The following is an 18153-nucleotide window of genomic DNA, read 5'->3' on the forward strand; positions in this document are numbered from 1 at the left end:
GCCGCGGTCGCCGCGCGTGGCTGGCAGGGGAAAGGCGCGGCGCGCGCGGCACGTGGCACGCGTATTGCTTGGGAATCCGTACTTGTATACCAGAAAGGATTCCAGCATGAATGCCGTAGCAACGCAGCAGGGCCCGCTCGGTTGGACGATCGCGCAATGGCTGTCGGCCTATGACGACGGGGCCACGCCGCAAGCGCTGTTGATGCCCCTGGCCGCGACGCCGGGCGACCCGGCCGACAACGCCTGGATCGCGCGCGCCAGCGCCGCGCAGCTGGCGCGCCAGCTTGACGACCTGGGCCTGTTGCTGGCCGCGGCCGGCGGCGATCGTTCGCGCCTGCCGCTGTACGGCGTGCCATTCGCCATCAAGGACAACATCGACGCGGCCGGCTGGCCGACCACCGCGGCCTGCCCGGCGTTTGCCTACACGCCGGACGAGGATGCCACCGTCGTGCGGCGCCTGCGCGCGGCCGGCGCCATCCTGATCGGCAAGACCAACCTGGACCAGTTCGCCACGGGCCTGGTCGGCACCCGCTCGCCGCATGGCGCGGTGGCCAACAGCTTCCAGCCCGACTACATCAGCGGCGGCTCCAGTTCGGGATCCGCCTCTGTGGTGGCGCGCGGGCTGGTGGCGTTCTCGCTGGGCACCGACACCGCGGGTTCGGGCCGCGTCCCGGCCGGCTTCAACAACATCGTCGGCCTCAAGCCGACCAAGGGCTGGCTCAGCACCGCCGGGGTGGTGCCGGCCTGCCGCACGCAGGACTGCGTGTCGATCTTCGCGCTGACGGTGGACGACGCCGAGCGCGTGGCTGGCATCGCCGGCGGCTACGACGCGCGCGATCCCTATTCGCGCGCGCAGCCGGCCGGCGCCGCCGCGCCCTGGCCGGCCACGCTGCGGCTGGCCGTGCCCGACCGGCTGGAGTTCTTCGGCGATGCCCAGGCCGCCGCCGCATTCGAGGCCGCGGTGCGGGCGCTCAAGGCCAGCGGCGCCGAGATCCAGGCCATTGACTTTGCGCCCTATGCCGAGCTGGCGGCGCTGCTGTACCAGGGGCCGTGGGTGGCCGAGCGCTTCGTCGCCGTCGAGGCGCTGTGGCGCGACAACCCCGAGGCGATCCACCCGGTGGTGCGTGGCATCGTCGAAGGCGCGGTCCACTACGATGCGCTCGACGCCTTCAAGGCCGAATACCGCCGCGCCGAACTGACGCGCCGCATCCATCAGTCGCTGCAGGGCTTCGACGCGCTGGTGGTGCCGACCTCGCCGTCGATCTACACCATCGCCCAACTGCAGGCCGACCCCGTGCGCCTGAATTCGCAACTGGGCATCTACACCAACTTCGCCAACCTGGCCGACCTGTCGGCGCTGGCGCTGCCGGCCGGCATGCGCGAGGACGGCCTGCCGGCCGGCATCACGTTGATCGGCATGGCCTGGCAGGACCGCGCGCTGGCGCGCTTCGGCCGCCAGTGGCAGGCCCTGCGCGGCCTGCCGCTGGGCGCCACGGGCCAGCCGCTACCGCCGATGGGGCCGCCCGCCGCCGACCCGGAACTGCTGCGGGTCGCGGTGGTGGGCGCGCACCTGACCGGCATGCCCTTGAACCACCAACTGACCTCGCGCCGCGCGGTGCTGGTCGAAAAGACCCACACGGCCGCCGACTACCGGCTCTACGCGCTGGCCAACACCACGCCGCCCAAGCCGGGCCTGGTGAAGTCCGACAGCGGCGCGCCGATCGAGGTGGAATTGTGGGACATCCCGCTGGCGGCGTTCGGCGCCTTCGTGGCCGAGATCCCGGCGCCGCTGGGCATCGGCACATTGACGCTGCATGACGGCCGCCAGGTCAAGGGTTTCATCTGCGAGCCGCGCGGCCTGGCCGGTGCGCGCGATATCACCGCCTTCGGTGGCTGGCGCGCGTATCTCGCCAGCCTGAACGCCACCCCCCGCTAACGCCAATCGCCCCTGGGAGCCGAACCGTGTTCGATACCGTCCTGATCGCCAACCGTGGCGAAATCGCCGTCCGCGCCATCCGTACCCTGAAACGCCTGGGCATCCGCAGCGTTGCCGTGTATTCCGATCCCGACCGCAATGCGGCCCACGTGCGCGAGGCCGACGTGGCCGTGGCGCTGGGCGGCGAGAAGGCCGTCGACAGCTACCTGCGCATGGACCTGCTGCTGGCGGCCGCGCGCGAGCACGGCGCCCAGGCCATCTACCCCGGCTACGGCTTCCTGTCGGAAAGCGCCGAGTTCGCCGAGGCCTGCGAGGCCGCCGGCATCGCTTTTGTCGGCCCGACGCCGCTGCAGATCCGCGAGTTCGGCCTGAAGCACCGCTCGCGCGAACTGGCGGCCGCGGCCGGCGTGCCGATGACGCCCGGCACGGGCCTGTTGGCCAGCCTGGGCGAAGCGCTGACGCAGGCCGAGCGCATCGGCTATCCGGTGATGCTCAAGAGCACCGCCGGTGGCGGCGGCATCGGCCTGTCGCGCTGCGACAACGAGGCCGAGCTGACGGTGGCGTTCGACAGCGTGCAGCGCATGGGCGAGCACTTTTTCCGCGACGGCGGCGCCTTCATCGAGCGCTACGTGGACAACGCCCGCCACGTCGAGGTGCAGATCTTCGGCGACGGTGCCGGCCGCGTGCTGGCGCTGGGCGAGCGCGACTGCTCGGTGCAGCGGCGCAACCAGAAGGTGATCGAGGAAACCCCCGCGCCGCACCTGCCGGCCGCGACCCGCGCGGCGCTGCTGGACGCGGCCGTCAAGCTGGGCGAGTCGGTGGCCTACCGCTCGGCCGGCACGGTCGAATTCATCTACGACCCGGCGCGCGACAGCTTCTATTTCCTGGAGGTCAACACCCGCCTGCAGGTGGAACACCCGGTGACCGAGGCCGTGACCGGCCTGGATCTGGTCGAATGCATGCTGCGCGTGGCGGCGGGCGAAGCGCTGGATCTGGCCGCGATGTCGCGCGCGCCGCAGGGCGCCTCGATCGAGGTGCGGCTGTATGCCGAGGATCCGCTGCGCCAGTTCCAGCCCTCGCCCGGCGTGCTGACCGAGGTGTATTTCCCGGCGGGCGTGCGGGTCGATGGCTGGGTCGAGACGGGCACCGAGGTGCCGCCGTTCTACGACCCGATGCTGGCCAAGCTGATCGTGCACGCCGAGACCCGCGAAGCCGCGCTCGACAAGCTGGCCGACGCGCTGGCGCATACCCGTCTGCACGGTATCGCCACCAACCTCGATTACCTGCGCCAGATCGTGGCCGACGCGCGCTTTCGCGCCGGGCAATTGTCGACCCGCTTCCTGGAGGGGTTCACCTACCGGCCCGCGGCCATCGAGGTGCTGGAGGCCGGCACCTACACCAGCGTGCAGGACTATCCGGGCCGCACTGGCTACTGGGACATCGGCGTGCCGCCGTCGGGGCCGATGGACGACTACGCGTTCCGCCTGGCCAACCGCATCGTCGGCAATGCGCCCGGCGCCGCCGGCATCGAGGCCACGCTGGTGGGGCCGACGCTGCGCTTCCATGGCGACGCCGTCGTGGCGCTGACCGGCGCCCAGTGCGCCGCCACGCTGGATGGCGAACCGGTGCCGATGTGGCGGCCGGTCAGCGTGCGCTCGGGCCAGGTGCTGGCCACCGGCCGCGCGCTGTCCGGTTGCCGCACCTACCTGGCGGTGCGCAATGGACTGGACGTGCCCGTCTACCTGGGCAGCCGCTCGACCTTCGCGCTGGGCCAGTTCGGCGGCCATGCCGGGCGCACGCTGCGGGTTGGCGACATGCTGCCGCTGGTGCGTCCCGACCTGCCGGCCGCCAATGCCGAGCCGCCGGTGAGCGCGCCGCGGGCGGCGCCGGCCGAGCTGATTCCCGCCTATGGCAATACCTGGGAGATCGGCGTGCTGTACGGCCCCCACGGCGCGCCGGACTTCTTCCGTCCCGAAGCCATCGAGGCCTTCTTCGCCGCCGACTGGGAGGTGCACTACAACTCCAACCGCCTGGGCGTGCGCCTGACCGGCCCCAAGCCGACCTGGGCGCGCGAGAACGGCGGCGAGGCCGGCCTGCATCCGTCCAACATCCATGACTGCGAATACGCCATCGGCAGCATCAACTTCACCGGCGACAGTCCGGTGATCCTGACGCGCGACGGCCCCAGCCTGGGCGGCTTTGTCTGCCCGGTGACGATCGCGCGCGCGGAACTGTGGAAGGTGGGGCAGGTCAAGCCGGGCGACCGCATTCGCTTCGTGCGCATCGACTACGCCGAGGCGGTGGCGCGCGAAGCGGCGCAGGATAGCAGCGTGGAACTGCTTGGCGCGGTGGCGCCGCGGGCCACCGCGCCGTCCGCGCCGCCCGCCACGGCGTCCGAGACCATCATCGCCGCGCTGCCGGCGACCGACGCCCGGCCGTCGGTGTCGTACCGCCAGGCGGGCGACGGCTATCTGCTGCTGGAGTATGGCGACAACGTACTCGACCTAGCGCTGCGCATGCGCATCCACCTGCTGATGGAGGCGCTGGCGGCGCGGCCGATCGATGGCGTGCGCGAGCTGTCGCCGGGCGTGCGCTCGCTGCAGATCCGCTACGACAGCCGCGTGATCCTGCAACAGGCCCTGATCACGCGGTTGCTGCAGATCGAATCGCAACTGGCCGACGTGGCGACGTTGAAGGTGCCGACCCGCGTGGTCTACCTGCCGATGGCGTTCGAGGATTCGGCCACGCTGGGCGCGGTGCGGCGCTACCAGGAAACCGTGCGCGCCAGCGCGCCTTGGCTGCCGAACAATGTCGACTTCATCCAGCGCATCAACGGCCTGGCCAGCCGCGAGGACGTGCGCCGTATCGTGTTCGACGCCAGCTATCTCATCATGGGCCTGGGCGATGTCTACCTGGGCGCGCCGTGCGCGGTGCCGATCGATCCGCGCCACCGTCTGCTGACGTCCAAATACAACCCGGCGCGCACCTTCACGGCCGAAGGCACGGTGGGCATCGGCGGCGTCTACATGTGCATCTACGGCATGGATTCGCCCGGCGGCTACCAGCTGGTGGGCCGCACGCTGCCGATCTGGAACAAGTTCCTGAAGAACCGGGTGTTCCAGGATGGCAAGCCGTGGCTGCTGCGTTTCTTCGACCAGGTGCGCTTCTATCCGGTGAGCGAGGCCGAACTGGACACGCTGCGCGAGGACTTCCGCGAAGGCCGCGCCACGGTTCGCATCGAGGAAGAAGTGTTCGACTTCGCCGCGCACCAGCGCTTCCTGGCCCAAGAGGCCGACAGCATCGCCGCGTTCCAGGCGCGCCAGAAGACGGCCTTCGACGCCGAGGTGGCGCTGTGGCAGCACGAGGATGTGGCGGCGGCGCCGGTCGAGGCCGCGCCGGAAGTGGAGACCGCGCTGCGCGAGGGCGAACGGCTGGTCAGCGCCGACATGTGCGGCAACATCTGGAAGATCCCGGTGCAGGTGGGTCAGAGCGTGGCGGCCGGCGACACGCTGGTGGTGGTCGAGGCCATGAAGATGGAGCTGTCGGTGATCGCGCCGGTGTCGGGCACGGTGACGGCGATCCGTTGCGTGCCGGGCAAGCCGGTGAACGCGGGCGACGCGCTGATCGTGCTGGCCGAGGATGCCACCTGCCCGGTGACCTGATCATGCGCGATTCGGTACGCATCGGGCCGGCGTTGCGGCAGGCGCCGGCGCTCGCGGGGTCGCTGGCCGATCAGGTCTACCAGCGCATCAAGGACGAGCTGTTCGACTTCCGCCTGCTGCCCGGCGACCGCTTCACCGAGGCGGAGCTGGCGCTGCGGCTGGGGGTGAGCCGCACGCCGGTGCGGCTGGGGCTGGCGCGGCTGGAGCGCGAGGGCTTCGTGCTGCCCAGTCCGCGCAGCGGCTGGCAGGTGCGGCCGTTCGATTTCGAGCGCTTCGAGGCGCTGTACGACGTGCGGGTGGTGCTGGAGCTGGCGGCGGTCGAACGGCTGTGCGCGCGCGAGCACATGGACGAGAGCGGCCTGCTGGGGGCGTTGACGGATGTGTGGCTGGTGCCGCCGGCGCAGCGGATCCTGGATGGGCGGATGGTGGCGGAGCTGGACGAGGCCTTTCACTGCTCACTGGTGGCGGCTGCCGGGAATGCGGAGATGGCGCTGATCCACCGGGAGGTGACGGAGAAGATCCGGATCGTGCGGCGGCTGGATTTCACCAAGGAGTTCCGGGTGGATGCGACGTATGAGGAGCATGGGGCGATTCTGCGGGCGGTGCTGGCTCGGCGGGGGGAGGCGGCGGGGAGGATGTTGCGGGGGCATATTGAGATGAGCAAGGCTGAAGTGAGGAAGATCACGCTGCATATGTTGTATGTGGCTCGGGAGGGTTCTTAAGGCGCGGCGGGCTGCGGCGGCCGGGTGGGCGCGGGGCTACGATTGCGGTCCGGAGCGTTCGCTCCGGACTGCCCCGTGCTCAACCTCGTTGCCGCCTGCGGCGGCTGCCTTCGGTTTCCGCCGGGCGCATCTACACGCCCCGCACCCACCCGGCCGCCGCAGCCCGCCGCTCGTGCGTCTCCATGCGGCGGATGGCGGGCAGGGCGGTTTGCTTGGCGTTCTGCTCAGCGTCGGGAGGGGGAAGGGGTTTGCGGGGCCCGCCAGAAACGGCTGCGCGGGCAGCCGTTTCTGGCATACATCGTTTGGGGCGTCGGGGCGGTGGTCGCTGCGCGTGGTGGCTGCGATGGGGGGGCCTCGCCCGGGTCAGCCTTGCAGTTGTTTATAGACTTCTTCGGAGACGCGTTGGAGTTGTTCGCGGCTGATGGCGCCGGAGAGGGCGTAGCCGAATTCGCCTTCGACCCAGTAGAAGACGCGGACGGGGCCTTCCTGGGTGAATTGGAAGGCGGTCTGGCCGCCGGCGGCTTCGCGGGTGACGTAGAGGGTCAGGCGTTGGCCGTCGGCGGCGCCGTACATGAAGAGGGCGACGGGGCCGCTGCCGCCGGGCAGGAGGCGGCCGCCGACCAGGTCGTAGCCGGCGTGGGTCAGGGAGGGGGCGCGCACGGGGGCGCCGAGGCGCTTGGTGAGCCAGGTGACCAGGGCCTTTTCGTTATCGCCGCTGACTTCGACGGGACGGCCCATGTCGGGGGCGTAGACGGTGTGGGCGATGGCGGCGCGCTGGGCGTAGCCGCCGGCGGCGCGGTCGGGGGCGGCGGTGGCCAACACGGTTTGCAGGTGGCGGGCGTCCAGGGCGCCGCGCGCCAGCCAGGCGCTGCTGGCGCTGATGGCGGCGATGGCCACGCCCGCCGCAACGGCGCGCCACGGCAGGCGGCGCGCGGGCGGCGACAGCGGCAGGCGCAGGGGCAGCGGTTCGTCCAGCACCGGATCGAGCAGGGCGTGCAGGGCGCGGCGCTGGGCCTGCCAGGCGTGCACGCGGGCCAGGTCCTGCGGGTGCGTGGCGAGGAAGGCGTCGACCTCGGCGTGGCGGCCGGGCGGCAACTGGCCGTCGGCGTAGGCGTGCAGGTCGGCTTCGGTGATCGGGTTGCCGGCGGTCGGGACGGCGTGGAGGCGTTTGTCGTTCATGTCATTTCACGCGATGGAGCCGGCTGGCGGCTTGCTGGCCTTGCATCAGGGCGCCCAGCCGTTCGCGGGCGCGCGACAGGCGCGACATGACCGTGCCCATCGGCACGCCCAGCACCTGCGCGGTTTCCTGGTACGACAGGTCTTCCACGCACACCAGCAGCAGCACTTCGCGCTGCTCGGCCGGCAGGCCTTGCAGGCAGCGATCCAGGTCGCGCACCTCCAGGTGGTCGGTCTGCGTGGCGCGCACCGGCACCTCGGGCAGATCGCCCGCGCTGGCCTGTTCGGCCTGCCGGTGGTGGGCGCGCACGCCGTCGATGAAATGGTTATGCATGATGCCGAACATCCAGGCCCGCAGCTCGCCACGGCGTTGCCAGCGCGAGTAGCGGCTCCAGGCCCGTTCGAGGGTGTCCTGCACCAGGTCGTCGGCCCGGTGCGGGTCGCCCGTCAGCCCGCGGGCGTAGCGCCGCAGGCTGGGGATGCAGGCCAGGATCGCGGCTTCGTCGTCGGCGCGCATGGCGGGCGGGGATGGACGGCGAGAGCGCGGTCAGGGTTTGGCGGCGTGCCAGACGTCCTTGAAGTTGTCGCCGGTCTTGTCGCCCGGCTTGGCGTCTTTGGCATACAGGTAGACGGGCTTGCCCTTGTAGGCCCATTGCTTGGAGCCGTCGTCGCGGGTGATGATGCTCAGGTCGCCCGAGGCCTTGGCGTCGGCGGCGGCGGTGACAGGGGGCCAGATCTTGGCGCACTGGTCGTTGCAGGCGCTCTTGCCGCCGGCATCCTTGTCGAAGGTATAGAGGGTCATGCCGGCGCTGTTGACCAGGACGCCGTCCTGGGCCTTGACGGCCTGGGCATGGGCGCCGGCCGAGAACAGGGCGGCGGAGGAGAGAACCAGGGCTGCGGCGATTTGAGTACGCATGTCGTGCCTCGTAGATGGGAAAGTGGGGGACTGCCCACTACAGACGCCGGGCGGAATCGCAATATTCCGCCCGGGACAAAAAAAAGTGGAGGGCAGGGCGCGCATGATCGACCGCGTCTGGCGCGACCCGCGACAGGCCACTCGCGGCGCAGGCGGCGGACCGCCTGGTCAGGCGTGGCTGACGGATCGCGGCATGGGGTCGTAGCGCATTTCTATTTCCAGGGCGGTCTCCTCGACGGGGGTGAAGCCCAGCGACTCGTAGAGCCGGCGGGCGGGGTTGCCCTTCAGGACGGACAGGGTGACCGGCGCGCCTTCCTGGTCGGCCTGCCGCAGCAGTCCCTCCAAGAGGCGCCGGCCCAGTCCCTGGCCCTGGAAGGCCGGATCGATCTGGATCTGCGCCACGCGCCAGCCTTGCGGGTCGCGGAAGGTCTTGAACAGGCCGGCGGGGCGGCCGTGCAGCCACACGATCCGGGCGTCGTCGAAATGGTGGCGGATACGCGCCAGGTGATGCGCATCGTCCCGCGGCGCGCCCACGCGCGCCAGGTGTTCGGTCATGGTCGCCTTGCGCAGCGCCAGCAGGAACGGCAGGTCGTCTTCGGTGGCGGCTTGCAACGCCAGGGAATGAGGGCTCATGGGAGGCGTCAGGGTTGCTTGGAAGAACCACGCTTGGCGCTTTTGCCGGCCTGGTGGATAAGGTTATAGAGCTGTTGCGCCGCCGGCGCCAGGGGCCGTCCCCTGCGCGAGATCAAGCCCAGGCTGCGGGTGACGCGCGGATGCTCCAGTTTGATGCCGGCCAGGGTCGGGTGACCGGCAGGCGGCATCGCCAACTGCGGCACCGCCGCCACGCCCAGCCCGGCTTCCACCAGCCCCAGCAGGGTCATGACGTGGCTGACCTCGAAGGCGCTGACGGTGCGCTTGCCGCTCTTGGCCAGGGCGTCGTCAATCAGCAGGCGATTGCCGCTTTCCTTGGCCACGGTCATGAAGCGCTCCTGCGACAGTTCCTCCCACGATACGCTGCGGCGCGTGGCCAGCGGGTGGTCGCGGCGCACCGCCAGCACGAAGTCCTCGCGCAGCACCGCCTTGAAATCCACGTCCGGCTCCTGGGTGCCGAAAAAACTGATGCCGAAGTCGGCGCGGCCCGTCACCACGCTGTTGAGCACGGTGTGGGCGGTTTCGTCGATGATACGCACGCGGATGCGCGGAAAGCGCTCGGCGTAGTCGTGGATGATGGCGGGCAGGAAGTAATAGGCCACCGACGGCACGCAGGCCACGGTCACCAGCCCGCCGCGCTGCGCCGCCAGGTCGCCGATGCTGAGCACTGCGCGCTCCAGTTCGTCGATGGCGCCGCGCGCGCGTTCCAGGAAGATGCGGCCCACATGCGTCAGCGCCACCCGCCGGGTGGTGCGTTCCAGCAGCCGCGCGCCCAGCAAGTCCTCCAGCTTGTCGATGCGCCGGCTCAGGGCCGGCTGCGACAGGTTCAGGTCCTCGGCCGCGGCGCGGAAACTGGCGCGTTCGGCCACGGCCACGAAGGCCTGCAATTCCTGCAAATCGAAATTGATGCGTGCCATGCATTAATCCATCCGTAAGTTGCAATTCAAATAATAGCCGCGCCGTCGCAGAATGCACCGCATGGAAACGATCATCCCTTGCGTACTGATGCGCGGCGGCACCTCCCGCGGCCCCTTTTTCCTGGCCGACTGGCTGCCCGCCGACCCCGCCGAGCGCGACCGGCTGCTGTTGCAGGCGATGGGCTCGCCCCACGCCCTGCAGGTCGACGGCCTGGGCGGCGGCAACTCGCTGACCAGCAAGGTCGCGATCGTGTCGCGTTCGACCCGGCCCGATTGCGACATCGACTACCTGTTCGCCCAGGTCTCGGTGGACCGCGCCAGCGTCGACACCCGGCCCAACTGCGGCAACATGCTGTCGGGCGCCGCGCCCTTCGCCATCGACGAGGGCCTGATCCCGGCGGCCGACGGCGAGACCTCGGTGCGGGTGCACAACGTCAACACCGGCGCCGTCATCGAGGCAGTGGTGCAGACGCCCGGCGGCCGCCTGACCTACGAAGGCCAGGCCCGCATCGATGGCGTGCCGGGCGCGGCCGCGCCGGTGCGGTTGAATTTCCTGGACGCCTGGGGCGCGGTTACCGGCCGGCTGTTTCCGACCGGTCTGCGCCAGGAGGTGGTGGACGGCGTGGCCGCCACGCTGATCGACGCGGCCATGCCGATGGTGCTGCTGCGCGCCGCCGACTTCGGCCTGCGCGGCGACGAGTCACCGGCCGGACTGGACGCCAACCCCGCGTTGCTGGCGCGCCTGGAGCGCATCCGCCGCGAGGCCGGCGCCCGCATGGGGCTGGGCGATGTGTCGGACAGCGTCATTCCCAAGCCGGTGCTGCTGGCGCCCGGCAGCGATGCCGCCGTCCTGTCCCTGCGGTCGCGCTACTTCACGCCGCACGCCTGCCACCGGGCCCATGCCGCCACCGGCGCGGTGGGCGTGGCGGCGGCCTTCCTGATGCCGGGCACGGTGGCGCACGACTGCGGCGGGCCGGCGGTACGCCCGGGCTATCGTGGTGTGCGCATCGAGCACCCATCGGGCGGCATGGACATCGACGTCAGGCTGGACGAGACCAGCGGCGAAGTGCGGGCCGCCGGCCTGGTGCGGACCGCGCGCAAGATCATGAAGGGCCTGCTCTACGTGCCGGGGCGCTACGTGCCGGCGCGGTCGGGACGGTTGGCGGACGCGCAGGCCGGCGTGCCCGAGCTGGACGCGGTGGCGGCCTAGCACCCCGGATGCCGTTCCCCGGCGCGCCGCCAACGGCCTCCGGGGTTGAAACAAGCAGGATGCGGACATGTCCGCGTCCGAATCGAGACACAGCGGCCCGCAGAGGCCGCTCCCACAACTTCAGGAGACAGGACATGGCTTTTTCCTCTCGTGGCGCGCTGTGCGCCGCCGCTCTTTGGCTGGCCCTGGGTGGCCAGGCCGCCCACGCCGAATTCCCCGAACGCCCGATCACCATGGTGGTGCCCACCGCCGCCGGCGGCGGCAACGACACGCTGGCCCGCGTGATCGGACAGAAGATGGGCGAATTGCTGGGCCAGACCCTCATCGTGGTCAACAAGCCCGGCGCGCAGGGCGCCATCGCGGCCGACTACGTGGCGCGCCAGCCGGCCGACGGCTACACGCTGATGCTGGGCTACATCGGCACGCACGGCATCAACCCGGCGCTGCAGAAGCTCAACTACGACCCGGTGCGCGACTTCACCGCCATCGGCATGGTGGCCGACTCGCCCACGCTCATGGTGGTGTCCAGCAGCATCGGCGTGCAAGACGTGGCGGGCTTGCTGAAGTACGGCCAGGCCCATCCCGACGGCCTGAGCTACGCCTCGGCCGGTCCGGGCACGGCGCCGGCGGTGGCCGGCGAACTGTTCAACCGCGCCACCGGGGCGGCCATGCTGGAGATCCCCTACAAAGGCTCGGCGCCCGCCATGACGGACACGCTGGCCGGCGTCACGCAGGTCATGTTTCCCAGCCTGTTCAGCGCCTATCCGCACCTGAAGTCCGGCAAGATCCGGGCGTTGGGCGTGGCCGGCACGCGCCGCGCCAAGGTGCTGCCGGACATGCCGACGCTGGCGGAGCTGGGCGTGCAGGGTGTCGATGTGGCGCAATGGTATGCCGTGTTCGCCCCGGCCAACGCCGATCCGCAGGTTGTGGCCAAGCTGAACGCGGCGCTCAACGGCGCGCTGAACGACCCGGCCGTGGCCGCCAAGATCGATGACCAGGGCGCCGAAGTGCGCACCAGCACGCCGGCCGAACTGGCGGCGTTCGTGCGCGAGGAAGCGGTCAAGTGGAAGCGGCTGGCGTCGACGATTCACGCGGCGCTGTGAACAGCGCCAACGGCGCGGCGTCGAAGTGGCGCAGGTTCGGAAACACCAGCCGCAGGTCGTCGGCGCTGGCGCCGAACCAGCCGCCCAGCGCCGCGCCCAACTGCTCCACCGCCAAGGTCGGCAGCAGCCGGCCGTTGTCGACGAACCCGGGGCCATCGGGCGCGATCTCGGGATGCACGCCATGGTAGCGGCCGCCGTTGACGGCGCCGCCCAGCACCAGATGGTGCGCGCCCCAGCCATGGTCGGAACCGTTGCCGTTCGATCCCAGCGTGCGGCCGAATTCCGAGGCGGTGAAGGTGGTGACCTGGCGCGCCACGCCCAGGCCCGTCAGCGCATCCTGGAAAGCGGCCAGCGCCTGACCCAGTTCCTTGAGCAGGGCGGGATGGGTGTCGTTCAGGCCGGTGTGGTTGTCATAGCCGTTTTGCGACACGAAGAACACTTGGCGCCGCGCGCCCAGCGCCTGGCGCGCGGCGATGATGCGCGCCACGATCTTGAGCTGCCGCGCCAGCGGCGAGGCGAAGTCGCCCGGCACCGCCACGTCCGCCAGCGCCGCCCGCAGGCGCGCATCGGCATCGATCGATTGGGCGGCGATGCGTGACAGCTCGCGTTCCATCAAGTGCTCGCGCGGTTGCGTGATCAACTGGCGCAACAACGCGGTGCAGGCGCTGGAACCATACATGTCGCGCGTCAGCAACTCGATGCGCGTCGAGCCGTTCACGCCCACCCGGTAGCCCGCCACGTGGCGGCCCGCCAGCAGCACGGTGCTGCCTCCGGCGGTGATGCCGGTGAAACTGCGTTGCGCGTTGATGCCGGCGTACAGATCCGTCAGGCGCCCGGCCCAGCCGGAAGAGGCGCCTTCCGGCGCCAGCGCCTGCCAGTACGACTGCTGGTCATTGTGCGAGAACAGCTTGGGCGGCAGCGGCACGCGCGCGCCGAGGTAGTCGGCCTTGCGGGTGGGCACCACCAGCGGGCCGACATTGAGCACCACTGCCATCTCGCCGCGCTCGAACCGGGGCGCCAGCGGAGCCAGCGCGGGCGCCAGCGCGAACTGCGCGCCCTCGGCGGCCGGCGTCTTGCCGCGCAACACCGTCGCGCGCAATGCGTCGCGCGGCAACGCGATGTCGCTGCGTGCCGCCGCGTAGGCGCGATAGGCGGGGGCGTCGAACGGCACCAGGGTATTGAACGGGTCGTTGCCGCCATACAGGAACACGCACACCAGCGCCTTGTAGTCGCCATCGGCCGCCGACTGCGCCGCCGCCGCGCCCAGCGCCGCCAGGTTCAACGCCAGCGGCGCGGCCGCGTGGGTGGCGCCCAGGGCGCAGGCGCGCAGCAGGAATTCGCGGCGGTCGGCGTTCATTTCTGCACCAGGTATTCGGGGCTGGCCGCCACCAGCGTGATGGCGGCGCGCGCGCGGTCGTGCGGCCGCGAGCGCGGCAGCGTGTCGACCGCCTGCGCGATCGCGCGCGCCGTTGTCGCGCTGAAGGCGTCGCCCGCCAGCAGCAGCACCACCCGTGCCACCAGCGCGTCGGCGTCGTCGGCCAGGGCGATTTCGGCGGTGTAAGGGGTCTGCAGGTCCTCCCAGCCGCGGTCGACGTAGATGGCCAGGAAGTTCAGGTAGCCGGCGATGCTGGTCTCATCGGTGATCTGCAGCTCCGGCGCCACCAGGCCGCGCCGCGCCAGTTCGGTGACCGGGGGCGTGTAGCGCGGCCGGAAGAAATTGAACACGCTGGCCGAACGCATCGGGCTCTGCGCCAGCCGGATGGTGTTGTCGGTGGTATCGGGCATGGCCCAGGCGCCGTTGATGGAGGTGGCGCCGAAAGCGCGCGCCCAGCCCGAGAAACGCAGAATCGGCTCGCGCACCTTGCCCCAGCCGGGCGCCGACAGGTCGGGATGGCGCGCCTCGTCGTCCAGCAGGATGGCGCGCACCACCGCCTTGAGGTTGCCGCGCGCGCCGTGGCCGTCGTCGTCGAACACGGCCGCCACCCGCCCGACATACGCCGGGCTGGGATTGCTGGTGACCAGCCGCTGGATCAACTGCGTGCCGATGAAGGGGCCGACATTGGGATGGGCGCTGATGACTTCCATCGCGCGCCGCAGCGATTGGTGGCCGTCGGTGCCGGGGGGGATCACCGCGCCCAGGAAGCGCTTTTCGGCCAGTGCGTGCAGCGCCGGGTTCAGCACCATCGGGCGGCGGTGGAACTGCACGTCGGTCTCCGGCCCGTCCAGATCCCAGCCGGTGAAAACCTTGGCCAGCCCCTGCACGTCGGCGTTGCCGTAGGTTTCCACGGGCGCGCCATTGACCAGCCGCGGCGTGCCATCGCGGTTCAGTTCGACCAGGCCGATGCTGAACAACTGCATCACTTCGCGCGCGTAGTTCTCGTCGGGATGGCGGCCGGTGCGCGGGTCTTCCTTGCGGTTGCCGCGATAGGTCAGCATGCAGCCCATCGACAGGTTGCGCGTGACGGCGGTCAGCAGCGCCCGGTAATCGCCCAGGGCGTGCTCGGCCAGCAAGTCCATGAAGCCGGCGGCGCCGAATAGTGGCCAGTTGGCGGTGATGGAGGCGACGCCGACCACGAAGATCTCCGACAGCGCGAACGCCACCCGGGTGCGCACCTGGTCTTCGGCACTGATGAGCTTGCGCCACAGCGTCGATTCGAGCGGCGCGTTGATGCCGTTGCCTTTATAGGCCTCGGTGTTCTTGCCTTGTTGCAGCAGCCAGTCGAAATGGCTCTGCGACGGCGGCAGCGCCAGTTGCGCGTCGAGCCAGGCGGCGTAGCCGTCGCGCACCACGGCGTCGATCTGCGCTGGCGTCGGGCCGAACGTGGCCTGCGCCAGGAAGCGCGAAGCCTGGCCGGGCGTGGGAGGCGCAACAGAAAGGGAAGCGGCCGGCGCCGCTTCGGACGGCGACGCGGACATGCAGGCAGCCTCGGGCTCGAATGCGAGCTCCTACGGTACCGAAGCGCCCGGGGGCGCTTCAAGACCGTCATTCGGCTTACAACCTTGGTATTACACCGAACGGGTGATGCCGCCGTCGATGCGGATGTTCTGCCCGGTGATGTAAGAAGCGGCGTCTGACGCCAGGAAGGCGATCAGGTCGGCCACTTCCGCGGCGGTGCCGTAGCGCCCCATCGGGATGCGCGCGCGCCGCGCTTCTTTTTCCGGCAGGCTGTCGATGAAGCCGGGCAGCACGTTGTTCATGCGCACGTTGTGCGCGGCGTATTCGTCCGCGAACACTTTGGTGAACGCGGCCAGCCCGGCGCGGAACACGCCCGAAGTCGGGAACAGCGCTTCCGGTTCGAAGGTGGCGTAGGTCGAGATGTTGACGATGGCGCCCGCTTGCTGGCGCTTCATCACCGGCGCCACCAGGCGCGCGATGCGCACCACGTTGAGCAGGTAGAACTCCATGCCCAGGTGCCAGTCGTCGTCGCTGATTTCCAGCAGCGGGCCCTTGGGCCCGTGGCCGGCGCTGTTGACCACGGCGTCGACGCGGCCCCACTTTTGCAGGGTTGCGTCCACCAGCCGCGCCAGGTCGTCGGGCGAGCGGTTCGAACCGGTCACGCCCAGCCCGCCCAGTTCCGCGGCCAGCGCCTCGCCCTTGCCGGACGAGGACAGGATGGCCACGCGAAAGCCGTCGGCCGCCAGTTTGCGCGCCGCCGCCGCGCCCATGCCGCTGCCACCGGCGGTGATGATGGCTACTTTATCCGTGCTCATGCGTCGTTCCCCAAGCGTGTTGGCAAACGGCCATTGTAGGGGCGACGCGGCGGCCTCGCGCGGATCCCGCGAGGCCGGCAGGGCCGGTCAGTCGACCAGCTTGAGCACGCCCTTCATCAGCGCGAAGTGGCCGGGGAACGAGCAGAAGTAGGCGTAGTCCTGGCCGGCGGCCAACTTGCTGACATCGAACGTGACGGAATCGCTTTCGCCGCCGCCGATCACCTTGGTGTGGGCGATGACGCGGGCATCGTCCTTCTTCACGTAGTTGTTGTCCAGGCCGGCGGCCATGCCGTCGTTGACGGCGCCCTGCATGTCGGCCTGCTTGGTCAGCACCCAGTTGTGGCCCATGACGTTCTTGGCCAGCTTGCCGGGGTGCTTGAGGTTGACGGTGAATTGCTTGCAGCTCTTGCTGACCGTGATTTCCTTCTTGTCGAACTGCATCTGGTCGTTGCCGGCGATGTCGACCGAGCATTCGGCGGCCAGCACGGGGGCCGAGGCCAGGGCCAGGACGGTCGCGGCGCAGAGATTCTTCAACAGCATGTTCATGTCTCCAGGGATCGAGGGAAGGGGCACCGCGCGCTCCGCCGGACGGAGCCGCGCGGCTGTTGCGGTATTGTCGTCCCAGTCTACTGCGCGTGGCGCAAGCGCGCTCGCAAGCGGTTTGACGCAACGCAAGCCGGCACCAGTGAATTGCGCCGGGCCGTCCGCGCGCGTGTCGGTGAACGGCACGGCGATGAGCTGGTAACCGCTGCGCGGAGCGCGGTTCCAGGCCCCATGCTGGCCGACGAACATGCCGCGCTTGCCACCGCCTAGCGCATCTCGAATGCCTCCTGGTGCCAGTGGACGCCACCGCGGCCCAGGCGTTGCAGGCCCTTGCGCAGCGCGGCCGCCAGGCCTGCCGGACCGCAGAACCAGACATCGGCGACCCGGCCGGCGGCCACTTCGCCCTGCGCCAGGGCGGCGGCATCCAGCCGCTGGCCCGCCGCCGCGCTGTGCACGCGCAGCGTGACGTTGTCCAACCGCTCGCAGCGTTGCCGCAGCACCTCGACGAACGGGTCGGTGGCGGCGTCGCGTACGCAATAATGCAGCCACACGGGGGGCTGGCCGCCGGGCTGGCCGCGCGCGGCTTCCAGCCAGGCCAGGAACGGCGTGACGCCGATGCCGCCCGCGACCCACACCTGCGGACCGGCGGCGGCATCGGCGGGACGTTCGAAGCGGCCGTAGGGCCCTTCGATCGTGACCGGCGCGCCTTCGCGCAGCGTGGCGGCCAGGCGCCGGGTGTAGTCGCCCAGCGCCTTGATCTGGAACGTGACATCGTGGCGGCCGGGGTGCGGCGCGCTGGCAATGGTGAAAGGGTGCGCGCCTTCGCGCCGGTCAAAGGTGACGAAGGCGAACTGGCCGGCGGCGTGGCCCGGCCAGCGCGGGCCGAGTTCACAAGTCACCTCCAGAATGTCGCCGGGCCGCTGCACCAGGCCCGTCACCCGGCCCGCGACGCGCCGGCCGCGGCCGATGCGGCCGGCCAGCGCCAGCAGCGCGGCCCAGGCGCCGCCGGCCATCAGCGGCAGCAGCAGCGCGCCGGTCGGGCCGGTCCAGTAATAGGCTGGCGCCAACGCCAGGGTGTGGAACACCAGCACCAGGTAGGCCAGCGGCATGGCGCGATGGACGATGCGCCAGGCATGGTACGGAAAGCGTCGCCACAGCGTGATCGCCAGCACCGCCAGCAAGGCGTAGATTGTCCATTCGCCGAGATCCTTGGCCAGGCCGCGCGAGTCCGCCAGCATGGCCAGCACCGCGTCGCGCGCGGGGCGGCCCTCGGTGCCGACCAGCGCCTTCAACGGCGTGCTGGCCAGCTTGATCAGCCAGTGCGCGGCGCCGGCGCCGATGGCCAGGATACCGGCCCATTTGTGCAGCCGGTAGATCTTGTCCATGCCGCCCAGCGGCCCTTCCAGCCAGGCCGGGCGCAGCGCCAGCAACATGATCAGGGACATCAGGCCGATCGACCAGACGCCCGTCAGGTACAGCGCCTGCTGGCGCAGCACCCAGGGCCAGGCGGCGGTGGCCGCCGGTTGCAGCAGGAAGGCGTCAACGGCCCAGGCGCCGGTCAGCGCGAGCAGGAAGAGGCCCAGGGCGGAACGGGTTTTCATGGCAT

Annotated in this window: 15 protein-coding genes; 5 read left to right on the plus strand and 10 right to left on the minus strand. The window is 70.6% G+C overall.

The window, feature by feature from the left end:
- The first annotated feature begins 106 nt into the window (after window positions 1-106).
- Genes atzF through ACN6O8_RS15400 form a run of 3 tightly spaced genes read left to right on the plus strand, consistent with a single transcriptional unit; the run spans window position 107 to window position 6320 of the window.
- Window positions 107-1936 (plus strand): allophanate hydrolase, encoded by a 1830-nt coding sequence (gene atzF / locus ACN6O8_RS15390; protein WP_427991886.1) that lies wholly within the window; start codon window positions 107-109, stop codon window positions 1934-1936.
- 26 nt (window positions 1937-1962) lie between these two features.
- A complete protein-coding gene (gene uca, locus ACN6O8_RS15395) occupies window positions 1963-5598 on the plus strand; it encodes an urea carboxylase (protein ID WP_427991887.1) in 3636 nt (1211 codons plus the stop codon).
- Between the two features lie 2 nt (window positions 5599-5600).
- Window positions 5601-6320, plus strand: a complete 720-nt coding sequence (locus ACN6O8_RS15400) for a GntR family transcriptional regulator (protein ID WP_427991888.1) — start codon at window positions 5601-5603, stop codon at window positions 6318-6320.
- 363 nt (window positions 6321-6683) lie between these two features.
- Here ACN6O8_RS15400 and ACN6O8_RS15405 read toward each other — a convergent pair whose 3' ends face one another.
- From ACN6O8_RS15405 to ACN6O8_RS15425, 5 genes are all read right to left on the minus strand, one after another.
- On the minus strand, window positions 6684-7499 hold the full coding sequence (locus ACN6O8_RS15405) for an anti-sigma factor family protein (protein WP_427991889.1): 816 nt from the start codon (window positions 7497-7499) through the stop codon (window positions 6684-6686).
- A gap of 1 nt (window position 7500) precedes the next feature.
- Window positions 7501-8013 carry an RNA polymerase sigma factor gene (locus ACN6O8_RS15410; RefSeq protein WP_427991890.1) on the minus strand — a complete coding sequence of 171 codons (513 nt, stop codon included), beginning with the start codon at window positions 8011-8013 and terminating at the stop codon, window positions 7501-7503.
- A gap of 30 nt (window positions 8014-8043) precedes the next feature.
- Window positions 8044-8412: a COG4315 family predicted lipoprotein gene (locus ACN6O8_RS15415; RefSeq protein WP_054447289.1), complete on the minus strand. Its 369-nt coding sequence runs from the start codon at window positions 8410-8412 to the stop codon at window positions 8044-8046.
- Window positions 8413-8580: 168 nt separating this feature from the next.
- Complete coding sequence (locus ACN6O8_RS15420) at window positions 8581-9045, minus strand: N-acetyltransferase family protein (RefSeq protein WP_427991891.1); 465 nt, start codon at window positions 9043-9045, stop codon at window positions 8581-8583.
- Between the two features lie 8 nt (window positions 9046-9053).
- A complete protein-coding gene (locus ACN6O8_RS15425; protein WP_427991892.1) occupies window positions 9054-9980 on the minus strand; it encodes a LysR family transcriptional regulator in 927 nt (308 codons plus the stop codon).
- Window positions 9981-10041: 61 nt separating this feature from the next.
- Between ACN6O8_RS15425 and ACN6O8_RS15430 the strand changes: the two genes are divergently transcribed.
- Window positions 10042-11190, plus strand: a complete 1149-nt coding sequence (locus ACN6O8_RS15430) for a 4-oxalomesaconate tautomerase (RefSeq protein ID WP_427991893.1) — start codon at window positions 10042-10044, stop codon at window positions 11188-11190.
- A gap of 134 nt (window positions 11191-11324) precedes the next feature.
- Window positions 11325-12293 (plus strand): tripartite tricarboxylate transporter substrate binding protein, encoded by a 969-nt coding sequence (locus tag ACN6O8_RS15435; RefSeq protein ID WP_427991894.1) that lies wholly within the window; start codon window positions 11325-11327, stop codon window positions 12291-12293.
- On the opposite strand, the gene ACN6O8_RS15440 is transcribed toward ACN6O8_RS15435, so the two are convergent.
- From ACN6O8_RS15440 to ACN6O8_RS15460, 5 genes are all read right to left on the minus strand, one after another.
- Window positions 12250-13650: a DUF1501 domain-containing protein gene (locus ACN6O8_RS15440; RefSeq protein ID WP_427991895.1), complete on the minus strand. Its 1401-nt coding sequence runs from the start codon at window positions 13648-13650 to the stop codon at window positions 12250-12252. The two genes, ACN6O8_RS15435 and ACN6O8_RS15440, sit on opposite strands and share 44 nt — an antisense overlap.
- Window positions 13647-15209: a DUF1800 domain-containing protein gene (locus ACN6O8_RS15445; RefSeq protein WP_427991896.1), complete on the minus strand. Its 1563-nt coding sequence runs from the start codon at window positions 15207-15209 to the stop codon at window positions 13647-13649. Before ACN6O8_RS15445 ends, ACN6O8_RS15440 begins: the two co-directional genes overlap by 4 nt.
- Window positions 15210-15299: 90 nt before the next feature.
- Window positions 15300-16004, minus strand: a complete 705-nt coding sequence (locus ACN6O8_RS15450) for an SDR family oxidoreductase (protein ID WP_427991897.1) — start codon at window positions 16002-16004, stop codon at window positions 15300-15302.
- Window positions 16005-16091: 87 nt separating this feature from the next.
- A complete protein-coding gene (gene azu, locus ACN6O8_RS15455) occupies window positions 16092-16544 on the minus strand; it encodes an azurin (RefSeq protein WP_427991898.1) in 453 nt (150 codons plus the stop codon).
- A gap of 269 nt (window positions 16545-16813) precedes the next feature.
- Window positions 16814-18148 (minus strand): ferredoxin reductase family protein, encoded by a 1335-nt coding sequence (locus ACN6O8_RS15460; protein ID WP_427991899.1) that lies wholly within the window; start codon window positions 18146-18148, stop codon window positions 16814-16816.
- Window positions 18149-18153: the final 5 nt, after the last annotated feature.

This window comes from Achromobacter sp., assembly GCF_050285565.1.
GTDB lineage: Bacteria > Pseudomonadota > Gammaproteobacteria > Burkholderiales > Burkholderiaceae_B > Achromobacter.